Origin of the sequence: Paraburkholderia sp. RL17-337-BIB-A (genome assembly GCF_046025895.1) — a bacterium.
Classification (GTDB): Bacteria; Pseudomonadota; Gammaproteobacteria; order Burkholderiales; family Burkholderiaceae; genus Paraburkholderia; species Paraburkholderia fungorum_C.
Genome location: NZ_JARESY010000004.1, coordinates 472770 through 491373 on the forward strand (window position 1 = coordinate 472770; position 18604 = coordinate 491373).

The 18604-nt window shown below is 60.3% G+C and carries 15 protein-coding genes; 8 read left to right on the plus strand and 7 right to left on the minus strand.

The window, feature by feature from the left end; all coding sequences use genetic code 11:
- Positions 1-46: 46 nt before the first annotated feature.
- The gene (locus tag P0D84_RS47240) at positions 47-985 is read right to left on the minus strand and encodes an SMP-30/gluconolactonase/LRE family protein (RefSeq protein WP_408351946.1); all 939 of its coding nucleotides are present in this window, start codon (positions 983-985) and stop codon (positions 47-49) included.
- A gap of 239 nt (positions 986-1224) precedes the next feature.
- On the opposite strand from P0D84_RS47240, the gene P0D84_RS47245 reads away from it, so the two are divergent.
- The 4 genes from P0D84_RS47245 to P0D84_RS47260 all read left to right on the plus strand — a co-directional run bounded on the left by P0D84_RS47245 (position 1225) and on the right by P0D84_RS47260 (position 6834).
- Positions 1225-2772, plus strand: a complete 1548-nt coding sequence (locus P0D84_RS47245) for a UxaA family hydrolase (protein WP_408351014.1) — start codon at positions 1225-1227, stop codon at positions 2770-2772.
- A gap of 101 nt (positions 2773-2873) precedes the next feature.
- A complete protein-coding gene (locus P0D84_RS47250; protein WP_408351017.1) occupies positions 2874-4181 on the plus strand; it encodes an MFS transporter in 1308 nt (435 codons plus the stop codon).
- Between the two features lie 71 nt (positions 4182-4252).
- Entirely contained in the window at positions 4253-5545 is a 1293-nt protein-coding gene (locus tag P0D84_RS47255) for an MFS transporter (protein WP_408351020.1), read from the plus strand.
- A 122-nt stretch (positions 5546-5667) separates the two neighbouring features.
- Positions 5668-6834, plus strand: coding sequence for a mandelate racemase/muconate lactonizing enzyme family protein (locus P0D84_RS47260; RefSeq protein ID WP_408351023.1), 1167 nt, complete (start codon positions 5668-5670; stop codon positions 6832-6834).
- A gap of 71 nt (positions 6835-6905) precedes the next feature.
- Here the strand turns inward: P0D84_RS47260 and P0D84_RS47265 are convergent, their stop codons facing one another.
- Complete coding sequence (locus tag P0D84_RS47265) at positions 6906-7835, minus strand: dihydrodipicolinate synthase family protein (RefSeq protein ID WP_408351026.1); 930 nt, start codon at positions 7833-7835, stop codon at positions 6906-6908.
- A 41-nt stretch (positions 7836-7876) separates the two neighbouring features.
- Positions 7877-8875 carry a 2-hydroxyacid dehydrogenase gene (locus P0D84_RS47270; RefSeq protein WP_408351029.1) on the minus strand — a complete coding sequence of 333 codons (999 nt, stop codon included), beginning with the start codon at positions 8873-8875 and terminating at the stop codon, positions 7877-7879.
- A 143-nt stretch (positions 8876-9018) separates the two neighbouring features.
- On the opposite strand from P0D84_RS47270, the gene P0D84_RS47275 reads away from it, so the two are divergent.
- From P0D84_RS47275 to P0D84_RS47285, 3 genes are read left to right on the plus strand one after another with little or no spacing between them, the layout of a single operon-like run.
- Positions 9019-10758: an IlvD/Edd family dehydratase gene (locus P0D84_RS47275; protein WP_408351032.1), complete on the plus strand. Its 1740-nt coding sequence runs from the start codon at positions 9019-9021 to the stop codon at positions 10756-10758.
- Positions 10759-10810: 52 nt separating this feature from the next.
- A complete protein-coding gene (locus P0D84_RS47280) occupies positions 10811-11554 on the plus strand; it encodes a GntR family transcriptional regulator (protein WP_408351035.1) in 744 nt (247 codons plus the stop codon).
- Between the two features lie 32 nt (positions 11555-11586).
- Positions 11587-12393: an NAD-dependent epimerase/dehydratase family protein gene (locus P0D84_RS47285; RefSeq protein WP_408351038.1), complete on the plus strand. Its 807-nt coding sequence runs from the start codon at positions 11587-11589 to the stop codon at positions 12391-12393.
- A gap of 202 nt (positions 12394-12595) precedes the next feature.
- Here the strand turns inward: P0D84_RS47285 and P0D84_RS47290 are convergent, their stop codons facing one another.
- Both P0D84_RS47290 and P0D84_RS47295 read right to left on the minus strand, forming a co-directional pair.
- On the minus strand, positions 12596-13297 hold the full coding sequence (locus P0D84_RS47290) for a fumarylacetoacetate hydrolase family protein (protein WP_408351949.1): 702 nt from the start codon (positions 13295-13297) through the stop codon (positions 12596-12598).
- A gap of 89 nt (positions 13298-13386) precedes the next feature.
- Positions 13387-14346 (minus strand): helix-turn-helix transcriptional regulator, encoded by a 960-nt coding sequence (locus P0D84_RS47295; RefSeq protein WP_408351041.1) that lies wholly within the window; start codon positions 14344-14346, stop codon positions 13387-13389.
- A 355-nt stretch (positions 14347-14701) separates the two neighbouring features.
- Between P0D84_RS47295 and P0D84_RS47300 the strand changes: the two genes are divergently transcribed.
- Positions 14702-15733: a GSU2403 family nucleotidyltransferase fold protein gene (locus P0D84_RS47300; RefSeq protein ID WP_408351044.1), complete on the plus strand. Its 1032-nt coding sequence runs from the start codon at positions 14702-14704 to the stop codon at positions 15731-15733.
- Positions 15734-15789: 56 nt separating this feature from the next.
- On the opposite strand, the gene P0D84_RS47305 is transcribed toward P0D84_RS47300, so the two are convergent.
- Both P0D84_RS47305 and P0D84_RS47310 read right to left on the minus strand, forming a co-directional pair.
- Positions 15790-17202 (minus strand): glycoside-pentoside-hexuronide (GPH):cation symporter, encoded by a 1413-nt coding sequence (locus P0D84_RS47305; protein ID WP_408351047.1) that lies wholly within the window; start codon positions 17200-17202, stop codon positions 15790-15792.
- 48 nt (positions 17203-17250) lie between these two features.
- A complete protein-coding gene (locus tag P0D84_RS47310) occupies positions 17251-18528 on the minus strand; it encodes a glucarate dehydratase family protein (RefSeq protein ID WP_408351050.1) in 1278 nt (425 codons plus the stop codon).
- Between the last annotated feature and the right edge of the window lie 76 nt (positions 18529-18604).

Here is an 18604-nt window from a genome sequence, read left to right on the forward strand (position 1 = left end):
CACCGGCGCATGCCGGTAGCCTGGATACGTTTCGTGGTGAATCGGGTTACCCGCCCAGCGCGCCCTGCGTGTTGACGTGCACCGCATAAATGGACTGCGACGACGCCATGAACAGCCGGTTACGTGCGCGTCCGCCAAAACACAAATTCGCGCAGCGCTCGGGCAGGGCGATCCGGCCAATCATCTTTCCTTGTGGCGAAATAACCATGACGCCGTCGAGTTCGTCATTGCCCATGCCCCAACCGCACCACAAATTGCCGTCGACGTCCGCGCGCATTCCGTCGATCGTGCCGGCGCCCGCGTCGTAGAACATGCGGCCTTTACCGATTCCGCGACCGTCCGCGTCCATTTCATAGACGTGAATCATCCGGTTGGGCACACCGCGCGACTCGATGATGTAAAGCAGCTTTTCGTCGGGCGAAAAGCACAGGCCGTTCGGCCCTTTCAAGTCGCGAGTGACTACGGACGCTTCGCCCGTCACGCCATCGATCCGATAGACGGAGTGCGGCAGTTCCTGCTCCGCCTTGATGCCTTCGTAGTGCCCGGAAATGCCCATCGGCGGATCGGTGAACCAGATAGAACCGTCCGATTTCACGACCAGATCGTTGGGGGAATTAAGCGGCTTGCCTTCAAAGGAATCGAGAAGGACGGTGATGCTGCCGTCGTACTCGGTGCGTGTGACGCGGCGGCCGTGCTCGCATGTGACGAGCCGCCCCTGCCTGTCGCGGGTGTTGCCGTTCGCGTAGTTGGAAGGTTTCCGGAACACGCTGACCACGCCCGTTTCCTCCTCCCATTTCAGCATCTGGTTGTTCGGAATGTCGCTCCAGAGCAGGTAGCGCCCATCGCCGAACCAAACCGGACCTTCGGTCCACCGGTAGCCGGTAGCCAGCCGTTCGACAGCCGAAAAGGCCACGCGGTATTTATCGAAGGAAGGGTCTAGCGAAATCACCCGGGGGTCGGGATATCGCTCAGCTTGTTGCCACATCTCAGTCTCCTGTTCGGGTACCCAGCATTTCCGCCTATTGCGGCGGCACGACCGGTAGTATAAGGGGAAATGAGTAAGCGCTTTCTCTTGAATTCGCAACTGAAGTGCCATAAGATGCCTGAAATTCCTGAGTTTCGAGCGGCGCCGCGTCAACCGTAGGCTGTTATGTAAGAAAGCGGTTACTCGTTTCACCCTTTTTTTGACCGCCCGGCGCAAAATTTTTTGAAGGGCAATGCCTGATGACTGAGATGACGAGCAAGAACGTAACCGGGCCAGTGATTCGGTTGCATCCCGCTGACAATGTGGTAATTGCGCGCATCGACGTCGCAATCGGTACGCCGGTCCCATCGGAAGATTTTGTTTGCCGCAGCCAGGTGACCGCAGGTTATAAGATCGCGGCGACGCCCATCAAAAAGGGCGAGCCGGTTCGCAAATACAACGTGGTGATCGGTTTCGCCGCGACGGATATTGCGCCAGGTACGATGGTCCATAGCCATAACGTCGAGTTCCGCGAGTTCGACCGGGACTATGCATTTGGCGCCGACTACCGGCCCGTCGAGATGGTGCCTGAAGCTGCGCGCGCGACGTTCCAGGGCATCGTGCGGGAGAACGGCGAGGTTGCCACGCGCAACTACATTGGCGTGCTGTCGACCGTGAATTGTTCGGCCACGGTCGCACACAGGATCGCCGAATGGTTCACGCCGGAACGGCTGGCGGACTATCCCAACGTGGACGGCGTGGTCGCATTCACGCACTCGATCGGTTGCGGCATGGAAATGAGCGGTGAGCCGATGGCGCTCCTGCGCCGAACGATGGCGGGTTACGCGCGCCATCCTAATCTCGCCGCGGCACTGATTGTCGGGCTGGGATGCGAGCGCAACCAGCTGGCCGGATTGATGGATCAGGAAGGTCTGAAGGCCGACTCGCGGCTGCACACGTTCATCATGCAGGAGAATGGCGGCACCCGCCGGACCATCGAGGCCGGCGTGGCTGCGGTTCAGGCGCTGCTACCCGATGCCAATCGCGTGAAGCGCACGACGGTTCCCGCAAGCCACCTGAAGATCGGTCTGCAATGCGGCGGCTCGGACGGCTTTTCATCGATCACCGCCAATCCTTCGCTTGGCGCGGCGATGGACTTGCTGGTTCGTCACGGCGGCACAGCCATCCTCTCCGAAACACCCGAGATTTACGGCGTGGAACACACGCTCACGCGGCGTGCGGTCAGCCGCGAAGTTGGCGAGAAGCTGGTCGAGCGGATCCACTGGTGGAAAGACGAGTATTCGGTCGGTCGAGACGTTCAGATCAACGGCCAGGTCAGCCCTGGCAATCAGGTGGGCGGACTGGCGAACATCTTCGAAAAGTCGATCGGATCGGCGATGAAAGGTGGCACCGGGCCGCTGATGCAAGTCTATCGATACGCCGAGCTGGTGAAGCAACCTGGACTCGTGTTCATGGACACGCCCGGTTTCGACCCCGTCTCCGCGACGGGTCAGATTGCAGGCGGCGCAAATCTTATTGCCTTCACCACAGGGCGCGGTTCGATGTTCGGCGCCAAGCCCGTGCCATCGCTGAAGCTCGCCACCAACACGCCGATGTACACGCGTCTGACTGAAGACATGGATCTGAACTGCGGTGGGATCCTGGACGGCACTGCGTCGATCCAGAGCACGGGCCAGAAAATCTTCGACGCTATTCTTGCAGCCGCGTCGGGCGAGCGCACCAAAAGCGAAATGCTTGGGCTAGGCGATCACGAATTCGTACCGTGGCAGATCGGCATCATGAGTTGAGTCCACAGTGGCTCAGCGAATCCCGAGGGCGAACGGCCATCTATACCCATGACTAAAACCGCCGCCCTGTAGCAAGTCGAACAAAATAGCGGAGACAGCCCTTGAGTACGCAAACCCCGGCAATACAAGTACCTGATAGCGCGGCAAGCAATTCCATCTACACGCGAGTGACCTGGCGCTTCATGCCCTTGCTGTTCGTCTGCTACGTGGTGGCGTATCTGGATCGCGTCAACGTGGGCTTCGCCAAGCTCCAGATGCTCAGTGATCTGAACTTCAGCGAGGCGATGTACGGCTTCGGCGCCGGCATCTTTTTCATCGGGTACTTCTTCTTCGAGGTGCCGAGCAACCTGCTGCTGCACCGGCTCGGCGCGCGCCGCTGGATCGCCCGGATCATGCTCACGTGGGCCGTGCTCTCGGCCGCGACCGCGTGGGTCAGCACGCCCACGATGTTCTACGTATTGCGTTTCTTTCTGGGCGTGGCCGAAGCGGGCTTTTTCCCGGGGCTGGTGCTGTATCTCACCTACTGGTTTCCATCGCACCGGCGCGGCAAGATGATCGCTTTCCTGATGGCGGGCAATCCGGTGGCGGGCATTGTCGGCGGCCCGATATCGGGCTTCATCATGCAGCGCCTGGCGGGGAACGCGGGGCTTACCGGCTGGCAGTGGCTGTTCATTCTGGAAGCCCTCCCCGCGCTGATCCTGGCCGCCGTCATTTTCTGGTTTCTCGACGACCGTGTGAAAGACGCAAAGTGGCTGCCGGTTCAGGACCGCGACTTCATTGCAGCGGAAATCGCTGCGGAAGAGCGCACCAAAAGCCACGGTTCCGTGCGCGAGGTCTTCACGTCGCTCAAAGTCTGGACCTTGTGCACGATTCTCTTCGGTATCGTGATGGGCTCTTATGCCGTTGGCTTCTGGCAGCCAACCATCATCAAGAGTTCCGGAATCACGGACCCTTTCACGATCGGCCTGCTCACCGTCGTGCCTTATCTTGCCGCCTTGATTCTGATGATCGTGGTCGGCCGCCACGCGGACCGCACGCGTGAACGCCGCTGGCACGTCGTGTTGCCGCAATGCATGGCAGCGGTAGGTTTCGTGATGTGCGCCTACGCGGGCAACAATACGTATATTGCGTTGCTTGGCCTGACGCTTGCCGCTTCGGGCGTGATTACGGCGTTGCCCATGTTCTGGGCCTTGCCCACGTCCTTTCTCGGCGGCACCGGTGCGGCCGCCGGCATCGCATTGATCAACTCGACGGGCAATCTCGCAGGCTTCGTAAGCCCCGCGCTTGTCGGATGGCTAAAGACGGTCACGCATTCACTTGATTCGAGCTTGTTCCTGATCGCGGGGTCGCTGATTGTCTCCGCATGTCTCATCCTGACTCAGCTTCCCGCCAGGCTTGTCAACAAGTAGTACCTCATGGCACCGACAGAAGTGCCAGATAACAATATTCGGTATCCTTAATTACATGGAATAGAGACAACATGAAGACCGGGAAGTATCGCTACATTATCGCCTTGCTGCTCTTTATTGCGGGGGCGATCAATTACATGGACCGCGCGGCGCTTGGCGTGGTCGCGCCTATCCTCAACAAGGAGCTGAGTCTTTCGCCATCTCAACTCGGCGTGGTGTTCAGCAGTTTCTTCTTCGGCTATTCCATCTTCGCATTCGTCGGCGGGCAACTCGCCGACAAGTACGGACCGCGCCGGGTCTTCTCGTGGGCGATGGGGACGTGGTCCATTCTCTGCGGGCTGACGGCGGCCGCGACTGGATTCGGCACGCTGCTGGTCTCCCGGGCGCTGTTCGGCTTCGGTGAAGGTCCGATGAATTCGACGACCAACCGGACCATTACCAACTGGTTTCCCCGGGATGAAACCGCGACCATGGTCGGCTTTACGTTTTCGGGCCAGACGGTGGGCAGCGCTATTGCTGGGCCAGTGGTCGGACTGATTGCCATTGCCTACGGCTGGCGCACGTCGTTTGTGATTATCGCGGCGCTCGGGCTAGTATGGATCGTCGCCTGGCGTGTGTTCGCGACCGACAAGCCTGCGCAAAACGCGTGGGTCGGCGAGGCCGAACGCGAGATGGTCGAAACGAGCCGCAACGCCGCACATCCGGCAGAAGGCGGCGATGAAAGCACGCCGCTGCGCAGTTACCTGTTTCGCCCGAGCACGCTCGCGCTTGGCGTCGGCCTGTTCGCGGTGAACTACACGCTGTTCGTGTTCATCTCGTGGATGCCGAGCTATTTCACCAACGCGCTGCATCTGGACATGAAGCACATGAGCATTCTGAGCGCAGTGCCGTGGGCATGCGGCGGGATCGGCTACTTCGGCGGGGGCCTCGTCGCCGACGCGTATTTCAAGCGCGCGAGCAACAAACTGCAGGCGCGCAAGATCTCGGCGATCGTGCCGCTCGCGCTGTCGGGTCTCGCGCTGGTGGGCGTGAGCATGGTCGATTCCGTGACGCCCGCGGTACTGCTTGTCGCATTCGCCGTGCTGTTCCTGACAGCTTCGTCGCAAGCGTGCTGGGCCATCATGCATGAGCTTGTGCCGGGCAGGCATCTTGGCGGCGTAAGCGGCTTTGTTCACCTGATCAGCAACATTTCGGGCATCGTCGGTCCGACCATGATGGGTTTAGCGGTCCAGTACCTTGGCGGTTTCAGCAGCGGCTTCATGCTCGGCGCAGCGGTCGATCTGGTCGGTGTGCTGGCCATGCTGCTGGTGATCGGCCGGCGCACGGCAGGCGAGACAGTTGGGACGCATACTACCGCCGCATAAACGGTCCGTCCTGCCTGGCATGCTGTCAGGGCGGCGCAGGCGAGCACCCGCCCGCGACCATGCGCGCGGCCGCCCAATCGGTCGCGTGAGCATCGTCGTCTTTTTCGAGTCGATCTACTGCTATGAAACACGTCATCGTTGAATCTGAGCAAACCGATTATCAGACACGTTCGCGGATCGTTTCGGTGGAGGCGCGGACCATCCGCGTGCCGCTCGACCGCCACACTGCATTCTCGACCCGTCTCGTCACCGCCCGCGACTACACGGTGGTGCGCGTCACGACAGCCGACGGCCATCACGGCATCGGCTTTTGCTACAGCGGCAACCGCGCCGGCATGCTGGTCACGTACGCCGTACGCGAATTGTTTGCGCCGCTGTTGCGCGGGCGCTCCGCGCTCGATGTCGAAGGCTCGTGGTGCGCCATGTACGACGAGTCGCTGCTGCAAGGGCGCGCCGGCTCGGTCATGCGGGCGCTGTCCATCCTCGACATCGCCTTGTGGGACCGGAATGCACGCGCAGCGGGTCTGCCGTTGAGCCGCTATCTCGGCGGCACGTGTAGTGCCACCGTGCCGGCCTATGCCAGCGGCGGTTACTACCTCGAAGGCAAGACGCCCGAGCACCTCGGCGAGGAAATGGCCGGCTACGTGGCGCTGGGGTTTCGCGCCGTGAAGATGAAGGTAGGACGGCTTGATCCGCGCAGCGAGGAAGCACGGATCAGGGCGGCACGAGAAGCGATCGGCGACGACGTGCTGCTGATGCTCGATGCCAACAACGCCTGGTCCGACGTTCCGACCGCGCTCGAATACATGCGCCGGTATGAGCCGTTCAACCCGTACTGGATAGAAGAGCCGTTCAGTCCTGACGACATCGAGAGCCATGCGCAACTGAGCCGGCGCACGCCGGTGACCGTCGCGACCGGCGAGATAGAAGCAGGGCGTTGGCGGCATCAGGAGCTGCTCGACAAGCGCGCGGCCATGATCCTTCAGTCGGACGCGGCGGTATGCGGCGGGATCAGCGAATGGCGACGGATTGCGGCGTCGGCTGCAGCCGTGGGCGTGACGATGTGCCCGCACTGGTTCCACGATCTGCACGTGCATCTGGTGGCGTCGACGACCAATGCGCGCTATGTCGAATTTTTTCCTGACGATCAGGTGCTGAATTTCCGTCGGCTAGTGGATACGCAACTGTCGTTCGCAGACGGGCAGCTGACCGTGCCGACGCGTCCAGGCCTCGGATTCGACTTCGATGAAGCCGCGCTGAACGAATACGCGCTGGACGATTGGGCGTGAAGCCGACGCAGTGAATAGCCGGGAAACACTCACTGGTTGCGCATGCAACCAGTGAGTGTTGCTTCAGGGCATCAGGCGGTGACTTCGATACCCGGCATCGAGAAGCCGATTTCGCTGAGTGCGGCGGCGAGCGCATCGCATTGCACTGGCGTCAGATCGACGAGAGGCGGACGTACGACGCCCCACTCGGGATCCTTCGAATACACGCCGATCGCTGCCTTGAGCGCGGGGATCATCGGGAACTTGGCGAACACCGCACGCGTGGCATCCAGTGCCGCCTGACGGGCATCGGCGTCGGCCGCTTGCCAGTGACGATACAACTGCACGATAGCTGCCGGATTGACGTTTCCGGTCGCCGTGATGCAGCCGACGCCGCCCGCCCGCATGGTGGCCAGCAGGAAGTTTTCGCTGCCGGCGAACACATCGAAGCCCTGCGGCTGGAAGCGCTCGAGCATGGCCTGCGTGTTGCTCCAGTCGCCCGAACTGTCCTTCACGCCGGCGATCACGCCCGGGAAAGCAGCGAGCAGCCGCTCGATGAGCGCGAGGCTGAGCGGCACCTGGGACACGGGCGGGATGTGATACAGATAAATGCGCAGTGCGTCGGAACCAACGCGCTCGATGATCTGCGCATAGCTGCGGAACAAGCCTTCGTCCGTGACGCCCTTGTAGTAGAACGGCGGTAGCATCAGCACATTGTTCACGCCCAGCGAAAGCGCATGGCGGGTCAGTTCGACTGTGTCGGTGAGGGCAGCGCAGCCGGTGCCCGGCATCAGACGATCGAGCGGAATGCCTGCGCCAACCAACGTTTCGAGCAGCTTCATTTTCTCGCTGACGGCGAGCGAATTCGCTTCCGAGTTGGTGCCGAAAACAGCGAGTCCGACGTCCTGTTCGATCAGCCATCGGCAATGACGGACATAGCGGTCGTGATCGGGAAGAAGATCTTTTGTGAACGGCGTGACCACGGGCGAGTAGACGCCGCGCGGCCGGTTGACTGAAGTCATCGCGTGTTCCTTTTGATTGCGGTGAGGGTGTTTCGCGCCATTCAGCCGGCGATCTGTTGTGCCGGCGAGCGGGCGTGGAGCGCTTCGGGATTGACACAGGTCGACGAGAGCTGGCCGTCGAATGCATCGATGAGATTGCGTACCGCGCGCATGGCCATGTTCTCGCGCGTCTGTTGCGTAGCGGAGCCGATATGCGGCACCGCTACCACGTTTGGTAACTGGAGCAGCGGCGAGTCCGGCGACACCGGTTCGCGTACGAACACATCGAGACCGGCGCCGCGAATGCGGTTCTCGCGCAGATGCGCGATGAGAGCGGCTTCGTCGACGACCTGTCCGCGCGCGCAGTTGATGAGAATGGCCGACGGCTTCATGGCTCCGAGCTCGGCGCTGCCGATCAGGCCCTCGGTGGCGGGCGAGAGCGGCACCAGCACGCAAACGAAGTCCGCAGTTGCGAGCAGTTCGGGAAGCGGCCGCCATTGCGCGCCGTAGCGCTCCTCTGCTTCGAGGTTGCGGGAGCGGTTGGAATAGATCACATCCATGCCGAAGCCGAGCGCGGCGCGCTTGGCGACCGCGCTGCCAATGCGCCCAAGCCCGACGATTCCGAGCGTTTTGTGATGCACGTCGACACCGAATTGCGCCTCGCCGATCGTACGCGTCCACTGGCCGCGCCGCGTCCAGTCGGCGAGTTCCGAAATGCGCCGGGCGGTCGCGAGGATCAGGCTGAACACGAGGTCGGCGGTGGTTTCCGCGACTTCTTCCGGCGTATTCGTCAGCACGATGCCGCGGCGCGAGAGTTCAGGCACGTCGAACGCATCGAAGCCCGCCGAAATGGTGGACGCGACCTCAAGCAGGGGCGCCGCGTCAAGGATCTCAGGCGTGATCTTGAGATTGTTGCCGACCATTCCATGAGCCGTGCCCAAGGCGCGCCTGAACGGCGCGAGGTCGCCGGAGGAAACGTCGACCAGCTCGACGGAACAGTGCTCGCGAAGTAGCCCCAGCACGGCAGGAGGCAACGAACGATAGGCCACGACATGCTTCATTAAGACCTCGATGGAATGCTGTTAGAGAGAGTTGCCAGGCGGCATCGACCGCAACAAAAAGAATCGCTTGCGGAGAGACTATAAGTATCGGTAAGATCGCCGTCAAGATTATTGATAATCCTATCGGAAATTCAGGAGCGGTGATGAGCGAGAAGAAAAGCGGCTTGCGGCAGGGCCTGACGAACTATGGCGATGAGGGTTTCTCGCTGTTTCTGCGCAAGGCGTTCATCAAGGGCGCGGGCTATACCGACGACGCGCTGTCGCGTCCCATCGTGGCCATCGCGAACACGGGCAGTGCCTACAATCCGTGCCACGGCAACGCGCCGCAGTTGATCGAGGCGGTAAAGCGCGGCGTGATGCTGGCGGGCGGGCTGCCTGTCGAATTCCCGACGATTTCGATCGCCGAGAGCTTTTCGCATCCGACCAGCATGTACCTGCGCAATCTGATGTCGATGGACACGGAGGAGATGATCCGGGCCCAGCCGATGGATGCGGTGGTGCTGATCGGCGGCTGCGACAAAACCGTCCCGGCCCAGTTGATGGGTGCCGCGGCGGCAGGCGTGCCGGCTATCCAGCTGGTGACGGGCGCCATGCTCACGGGCTCGCATCGCGGTGAACGGGTTGGGGCATGTACGGACTGCCGTCGCTTCTGGGCGAGCTTTCGCGGCGACCAGATCGACGAAGCCGAAATCGAAGCGGTCAACAATCAACTCGTCGCGACGGTCGGGACCTGTTCGGTGATGGGAACGGCAAGCACGATGGCCTGCATTGCGGAAGCCCTGGGCATCATGCTGCCGGGCGGTGCGTCTGCGCCTGCCGTGACCGCCGATCGCATCCGTATTGCGGAGCGCACTGGCGCGCAAGCCGTGGCGATGATCGGGCGCGACCTGAGTCCGGCGACCATCCTGACGCCCAAGGCAATCGAAAACGCGTTGCGGGTTCTGCTCGCAATCGGCGGCTCGACTAACGGCATCATTCACCTCACCGCAATTGCGGGCCGGCTCGGGATTCGCATCGACCTCGAGCAGCTCGACCGGATGGCGCGCGAGACGCCGGTGCTCGTCGATTTGAAACCGTCTGGACAGCACTACATGGAAGACCTGCATCGCGCCGGCGGCCTGACCACGGTCATGCGCGAGATAAAAGGCCTGTTGCATCTCGACGCGCTCACTGTGACGGGTCGTACGCTCGGCGAGGAGCTGGATCTCGCCCCGGCGAGCTTCCCGCAAGAAGTCGTCCGTCCGTTTAACCGCCCGATCTTCCCGCAAGGCGGTATTGCAGTCTTGCGTGGCAATCTCGCACCGGGCGGCGCGATCATCAAGCAGTCAGCGGCAAGCGCCAACCTGATGGAGCACGAAGGGCGTGCCGTCGTCTTCGAGGACGCGGAGGATCTGGCTCGCCGGATCGACGATCCGGAACTCGAGGTGGAAGCGCATGACGTACTCGTGCTCAAGCGGATCGGTCCGGTCGGTGCACCCGGGATGCCGGAAGCGGGCTACATTCCGATCCCGCGCAAGCTCGGCCGCCTGGGTGTGAAAGACATGGTGCGCATTTCGGATGGCCGCATGAGCGGCACGGCGTCCGGTACCGTGGTCCTGCACGTGACACCCGAAGCGGCTATCGGCGGCCCCCTCGCGATCGTGCAAACGGGCGACCGGATTCGCCTGAGCGTGGCGGAACGGTCTATCGAACTTGCTCTCAGCGACGAGGAAATCGCAGCGCGTCTCGCCGCATTGCCGGCGCGCCAGGCCGATCCCGAGGAGCGTGGTTATCGCAAGCTCTTCCTGACCACGATCACTCAGGCCGACGAAGGCTGCGACTTTGACTTTCTGCAAGCCACCCGGATTACCGCGACCGTTCCCGGTAACGGAAACAAGGGTTAAGGGCCATATTTTCGTATAGGCTCGCGGCTTAGATCATTTTGCGGATCCTTTTATGAGCAACGCTGCCACGCCAAAACGCTCCGATGCACCCCCTGCGAAGACGGTCGAACGCGACCGCAATATCGACGAGACGCTGCGCAGCGTCTCGGACGAGCTCGAGGAGCAGATCGTCCTTGGCGTTCTGCATCCGCGCGAACGGCTCGTGGAAGACGATCTGTGCGAGCGCTTCAGCCTGAAGCGCCACGTCGCGCGTCAGGTGCTGGTGGAGGTGGAGCGGCGCGGCCTGGTGGAGCGCCGCAAGAATGTAGGCGCGCTGGTCAAGTCGTTTACGCCGCGCGAGGTCACTGAACTGTATGCGCTACGCGAGTTGCTGGAAGCAGACGCGGCGAAGCGCATCGTTTTTCCGGTGAGTAGCGAGGCGCTCGCTGCATTGACGGCAATTCAGGCAGAGCACGACGAAGCAGCCAGCGCCGGCGATCTGCGGCGCGTGTTCCGCGCGAACATGGCTTTTCACCAAGCGTTCTTTGCGTTGTCGGAAAGCCAGGTTCTAACCGAAGCGATTCACGAGTATGAGCGCCGCACGCATGCCATCCGTTCAGTATCGATCGTGTTTCCCCAGTATCTGGAGAAGGCTCGCGCTGAGCATCACCAGATGATCGAGGCGCTCCGAACCGGCGACCGGGAATCGTTGATCAAGTTATGCCGGGAGCACCTGGTGCCGTCGCGCGATGCGTATCTTGAAGCGCATCATCGCCGCTCGGCCGGCTACGCCGTACAGAAAGGCGAAGCCGATTAATTGTATTTACCTGAATCACAGAGAGGGTATCAATGACTCGAGTATTGATTACCGGCGCGGCCGGTCACATCGGACGTGTGCTGCGCGCCGGTTTTCAGGGCCACTATGAACTGCGCCTCGCCGATATTGCGCCGCAGGCCGAGGCGCAGGCAGGCGAGGAAATCGTGACTGCGGACATCACGCGGCTGGAGGAGCTTCTGCCGATCATGAAAGGTGTCGACGTCGTCGTGCATCTCGCCGGCATTCCTGACGAGGCTCGCTGGGAACGCATCCGTGATATGAACATCGAGGGCTGCTACAACGTGTTCGAAGCGGCGCGGCAAGCGGGCGTCAAGCGCGTGGTGTTCGCGAGTTCGAACCATGCGGTGGGTTTTCAGCGTCGCGACAGGATGATCGACAATTCCGTCGAGCCGCGTCCCGATAGCCGCTACGGCGTCTCGAAGGTGTTCGGCGAGGCGCTTGGTCGGATGTACGCCGACAAGCATGGCATGTCGGTTGCATGCATCCGCATCGGTTCGTTCCGCCCGGACAACCGCCCGACCGTACCGCGCCACCTCTTCACATGGATCAGCCATCGCGACATGGTGCAAGTGGCGCGCCGCTGTATCGACTATCCGGAGTTCCACTTCGCGGTCGTGTATGGCGTATCGAATAACGCGCGCAATCGTTGGGACAACGCTAACGTGCGCTATCTCGGGTACGTGCCGGAAGATGATGCCGAACTGTACGCGGCTGAGATCGCGGCCACGGGCAAGCTGGAGGATGCGCGTGAAGCGCTGTTTCACGGCGGCCCCGGCTGCCTTGTCGAATTCGACGGTGATCCGCTCCGGATCGATTGAGTGCGGTGGTGCGTCGTCGGGACGATTGCGCCGCGTTAAGGCGGCGCTCGTGAATGGACATCCTTCATGACCCGACGACAGGAAGCAGGTGGACGTTGACCATCCGCGTCCACGTTCGAGTCTCCCTGCGAAAAGTGCCGCCCGGTTCGCGCCGGTCGCACTTGTTCGCAGGGCAGTCTTGTGGCTACGTCCCGCGCTTCGTTCAGCCGACCAGCGGGCCGACCTCGAAACTGAAGTTCGCAACGCCATCCACTCCGCCTGTGACCTTGTCGCCTGGGCGCAGCGCGGCGACACCAGCGGGTGTTCCGCTGAAGATAAGGTCTCCCGGTTTCAGGGTGACGGACTGAGACACGTAGCTGATGATGTCTGCGACAGGCCAGATCATCTCGCTGAGATCGCCTTGCTGACGGACTTCGCCATTCACGGACAACCAGATCCGGCCGCTTGACGGATGCCCTGACTCGGATACCGGTTTGATCTCGCTCACCGGCGCAGACGCGTCAAAGCCTTTCGCCCAGTCCCACGGACGGCTCAGTTTCTTCGCCGTCGCCTGGAGATCCCGGCGTGTCAGATCGACACCGACTCCGTAACCCCAGACAAAATCGAGTGCGTTTTCGGGGGCAATGTCTTTTCCTTCCTTGCCGACCGCAATGACGAGTTCGATCTCATGGTGCAAGTCGGAGGTAAGGGGAGGGTACGGAAGCACGCCGTTCGCTGGCACGACGGCATCGGCAGGCTTGGAAAAAAAGAACGGAGGATCCCGGTCCGGGTTGGCGCCCATTTCGCGCGCATGGTCTGCGTAGTTGCGCCCGACACAGAACACGCGGCGCACGGGAAAGCGGCTCGTCGAGCCGCTGACGGCAACGGAGGTGATCGCGGGTGGTGTCACTGAGTATTCGGTCATGGTAAGCCTTACGATTGGTATGTGCCTACCTACGATATCGCCCTGCGAACCCGCCATGCAGGACAAATCCGCTGAACATCAGGACGATCTTACTGTGCGCCTTTGCGCGCGGTTGCGTCACTGTCTTGTCGACCCGCACTCCGGTGCATGTCGCGAAAGTCGCTCGGAGATTGCCCGACTGACTGACGAAACCGCCTCGAAAAATAGGCTTCGTCGCGATAGCCGACCAGAAACGCAATGTCCTTGATGCGCCGGTTGTCGTTCGCCAACAGATCCTTTGCACGTGCGATGCGTCGCTCGGTCACCCACTCGACAAATGTCCGGCCCGTCTCTTTCTTGATCAGATGCGTAAGATAGTTCGGCGATAGAAACGCAGCGGCGGCGGCAGAGGTGAGAGACAGTGTGTCACTCGCGAGATGCGCATTGACATGACGGTCGACACGGACCAGAGCGTCCCGTCGGCCGAGTCTTTGGACGTTACGCGAGGAAAGCCGAAGTAACTGATCCGCGTATCGCTGACATACGAGTCCGATAAGCTGAAGAAGGTATCCGCGCAGGAGGGCGGTCGCACCGAAGCGCCGCGTCTCATTGATCGCCAGCATGCGTGACAGAACCGGCTCGATTTCGGCGAGATCGGCGTCCTCCAGAATGAAGTCGATGTGCTCCTGAAGCCTGAATGGGGCGAGTTCCGGCGCCTGCGTGATCGGCACATCCTCGAGGTCCAGGGAATCCTCGATTCCGTCCGTATTGGCGCGTAAAAACGTTTGCGCAAAGTTGATGACAACGAAGCGCGAATGCGCGGGGTGCGGTATCAGATGCAAGCGATGCGGCAAGATAAAGGCGACCGCGCCCGCAGGAAATGGCCGGCGTACTCCGCCGATGTGCTGTTCGGTGTCACCGCCAAGGTTGATCTGAATCTGAAAATATTCGTGCTTGTGCGGCTCTTCAATCGCGGGGCGTGTGGCTTGGTCACGTATGTAGAAATCGAGGCGATCGCTTCGCTCGGGCATCGCATAAGTGCGTGATACCGCCGCCGGTGAAGCCTTCATGGCTGCGTGCTCCAATTGATTCATGGTCGCCGGTGCGTTGCACCCTTGACGGCGCCATCGGGCACGAGGGTGGCTGGTGATGCATGGCTGCACCCGGGCACCTGATGAGGCGCTTCCTCGCTGCCGGACAAATACTTTATCAGACCATAAGTCGTCATGTGAAGATGTACCGCTGTGAAGCGGTGGGCACAGACCGCTCATGCACGGGCGGATGCTTCAGTGGTTTCCAATGGTATCAGCTGCCTCAAACTTGCTCCGAGGCAATTTATACCCTATAAAATTATCGGAAGGTATAAAACCGACAGGCTGCTTTTTATACCTTATAATCGAACAAACAGGTATAGGTATCACGATCATGCCGAACTTCCACAACGACGCACTTCAAACCCTCTATTCCTCTGTCACCGAGCACGCCAGCACGCAAACGTCCATTCCCCTGCATTCTCCTGGATCGGCTGCCCGCAAGACAGTTGACGGGAAGACGTATCTCTACTGGCGGGTTTACCTGGCGTCCGGCAAGCATAAGGAAACGTCGTTAGGCCGGGCGGGAGAGCCGGCTACCGACGCGGCGCTCGAGGCTAAGGTGCTTGAGGGCGCGGAGATGCGGGCGATCGGGGCCGATGTTCAGCTGTTGCGTAAGGCCGGCTTTGCCGCTGCCGACAACTCTTCGGCGCTGACCATTGCAACGCTGTTCAACGCCGGCATCTTCAACCACGGCGGGGTGCTTGTCGGCTCGCACGCATTTGGCGCGCTTCTGAATAGTCTGGGGGTGCGTCTGCCGGCCAATTACAAGACCGAGGACATCGACATTGGAAGCGCTGGTTCAATTTCGCTTGCCATCCCGGAAGACCGTAGCTTTCTCGAGATTCTGCGCGACAGTAGTATTTCGTTTCTCGAAGTACCTGAACTGGACTCCCGTAGACCGTCGACGTCGTTCAAGGCGAGAGGCCAGCCGTTGAAAGTAGATCTGCTGGTTCCGGGTACCGACGCGTATGAAGCCAAGCCACTGCCGCATATACGCGCCCACGCGACTGGGCTGCCATACTTCAGATACCTCGTGTCTGACACGACGCGTGGCTTTATTCTCGGCAAGGAACACGTCGTTCCGGTGCAATTGCCTGATCCTGCGAGATTCGCCCTTCACAAGCTTATCGTCAGCACGCTACGGGACGCCTCACGCGCAGCTAAAGCGGATAAGGATCGTCGTCAAGCGTGTGTGTTGATTGACGCTCTTATGGAAAAATTTCCAGACTGGCTAACGATTGCGGCCGACGAACTGGAGGAGGGCGCCCGCCCGAAAGTTGCCAAGGCTTCGGCGCTCGCCTTGCGGCTAAGCCAGGATCTGTCGGAGCGCACACGCGACTTTCTGGGCAATCTGGCCACTTAGGCATCCGGACCTGCGGTGGGTAGCCTTGACGCAATGGGCGACGCTCGCTCCGACGGTCAATGAAGGACGTCGCACGATGAGGTCGGAGCAAGTTCCTCACCGGCGGATAAGGTGCCATTTGTCCTGGCACGCCTCGCGTTGATTTCAGCAAGAATCTCCGAAAAGCGATGTTCGGTGAGAGGATAGAACAAAAAAATCGCCAAGGTCACTGCAAGCAGTCCAGCCGGGACCAACGTCAACGCGCTATATATGCCCGCGATGCTCTGTGGGGTCTGGTGTGACGCATTAGGCACGTAACCGGATGCAGCGAGCACAAATGCCGGAACCGCACCGCCCAAGGCCTGCCCGCACTTGCGCGAAAACGAAAAGAAGGCATAGCTCATGCCCTCGAGACGCTCGCCGCTGACATACTCGCCATACTCGACGGTATCGGCCTGCAGCGCGAATGCCATCGACGAGACGAGAACCTGCCCAACCGATATCAGACTAAAGAGTGCAAAAATCGCATACGCATTCGTGGTACGCACGAAGTACAGCGCAATGAATCCACTGATATACACACACAATCCCGCGATGAAGACGCCTTTCCTTCCAGAGAGCTTGACCAGCCACTGAGTCAGAGAGATGGAAACGAGCATTCCCAGAAGCTTCCTTGCTACGACGATGGCGACGATCATTTCCGGATTGTCGAGAACGTACCGGGCAAAATAGATAATCGTGGCGTTCATCGAGAAATAAGCGGCCATGATGCAAACCTGCGCAAAGCAGATAAACATCAATGCACGGTTTCTCAATATCGTTCGCAAGCTGTTGCCGAGCGACTGCACCTCCCGGCGACGGGTCACAACTTCCTTGGTTCCTTTGAAGCAGATTGCGTAGAACAGCACGCCGATCAACCCGAAAATTGTCACATAGCGCGTGTACATGTCGTGCAGGCTGCCACCGCCGTGTGCGGCATGATGGATCCTGGGCGCAATTACGATCGCCAGAAAAATCGCGGTGAAAGATGCTATGACCTCACGCGATACGCCAAGCATCGCCCTCACTCCAGAATCCTGGCTGATTGCAGTGGCCAGTGAACCATATGGAATGCTGACGAATGAAAACAACGCGCCGAGAAAACCGTAGCTGCAGTAGGCATAGGCAAGTTTCGCCCCCGCTCCCCAGTGCGCGGGGACGGAAAACACCAACACGTTGGCGACCGCTAGCGGTAACGCCAGCCAGAGAAGATATGGCCGGAATCGTCCCCAGCGTGTACTGGTGCGATCTACGACCCGGCCCGCCCAGATATCCGCGACGGCATCGAATATCCGGATTGCAAGCAGCATCGTGCCAACACCGACAGCGGGTATCCCGGCAACATCGGTATAGTAGTTGAGAAGAAACATCGCTCCCATCGCGTAGATGAAGTTGTTGCCAACTTCACCCGCGCCATACGTAATTACCGAAGGCCACATCTTCTTGTTCATCTGATTTGTCTCCGCATGTCTTTTTATTAGATGCAGGTCGATGCAGGCCTAGAATCTCGGTTTTTTGCGCTCCCAATCCGGCTTGAACTTCCGCATTTGCAAGGTGTCGTCGCGACCTTTCGAACCGCAACGCAGAAACTGTTCATGAAGTTCGGCCAGCGCCTTATGGTCGATATTGACGCCGATTCCCGGCAGATCACGCACGGCGACACTTCCTCCCTCGATGGGCACGCGCCCCTCCTGCAGAATGTCGTCAGTGAACCAGGGGTAGTGCGTGTCGCAGGCGTAAGTGAGATTCGGCGTGGCGGCAGCGATGTGCGTCATGACCATCAGGCTGATGCCGAGATGGCAGTTCGAATGCATCGAAAGGCCGATATCGAAAAGCTCGCACATCTGCGCAAGTTGCTGGGTCGCTCGCAATCCACCCCAGTAATGGTGGTCCGACAAGATGACCTGGACACCGTTCAGTCCGATGTTACGGCGAAACTCCTCGAAATCGGTGACCACCATGTTCGTGGCCAGAGGCAGACCGGTGGCGGCGTGCAGGTCGGACATGCCGCCAAGGCCCGGCGTCGGATCTTCGTAATACTCGAGGTCGTCGGCCATTAGCTCGGCCATGCGCCGGGCCGTGTCTAACGACCATCCTCCATTGGTGTCGATGCGTAGCGGATGATTCGGAAACGCCTTCTTGAGCGCCTTGATACACGCTACATCTTCTTCAGGCCGCAACACGCCTGCCTTCAGCTTGATACTGCGGAAACCGTAGCGGTCGATCATGCGCGTTGCCTCACCAACGAGTTGCGCTGGATTCATGACCTCGCCCCACGTGTCGTTCTCAGTGTATTCAGGATCGACTTCGCGAGCGGACTCGCTGCTGTATTTGAAGAACAGGTAAGCTGAAAATGGCACTTCGTCGCGAACGGCACCACCCAACAGCTCACAAAGGGGAATACCGAGGTGCCGCGCCTGCAGGTCCAGGAAGGCCACCTCAAAGGCACCGAAAATTTTTGCGTCGGTCGGATTCCCGTTCCATGAACCCGGCAAAAAACGATACGCCTCGGAGCCCGGGTGGGGCGTGTTCGATTGCGTGCGTTTTTTCAGCGCGTTGAGATCGAACGGACTCAATCCAACCAGGCTCTCGCGAATCGCATTCAGACGCTCCAGAATCATTCGGTCGCCAAACGTTTCTCCGATACCGATCAGTCCGTTGTCTGCCTCGACCTCGATGATGGAACGTACCGTGTATGCGCTATATATTCCGCCATTGTTGAGAAGCGGCGGATTCTTGACCGCGATAGGCGTGACGCGAACATGCTTGATTTTCATTCTCGCTCCTTTCTACGTTATCTGGTTTTCGCAGCCCACGGATGCAGCTATTCGACGTGTAGCCAGCGTATGCGTG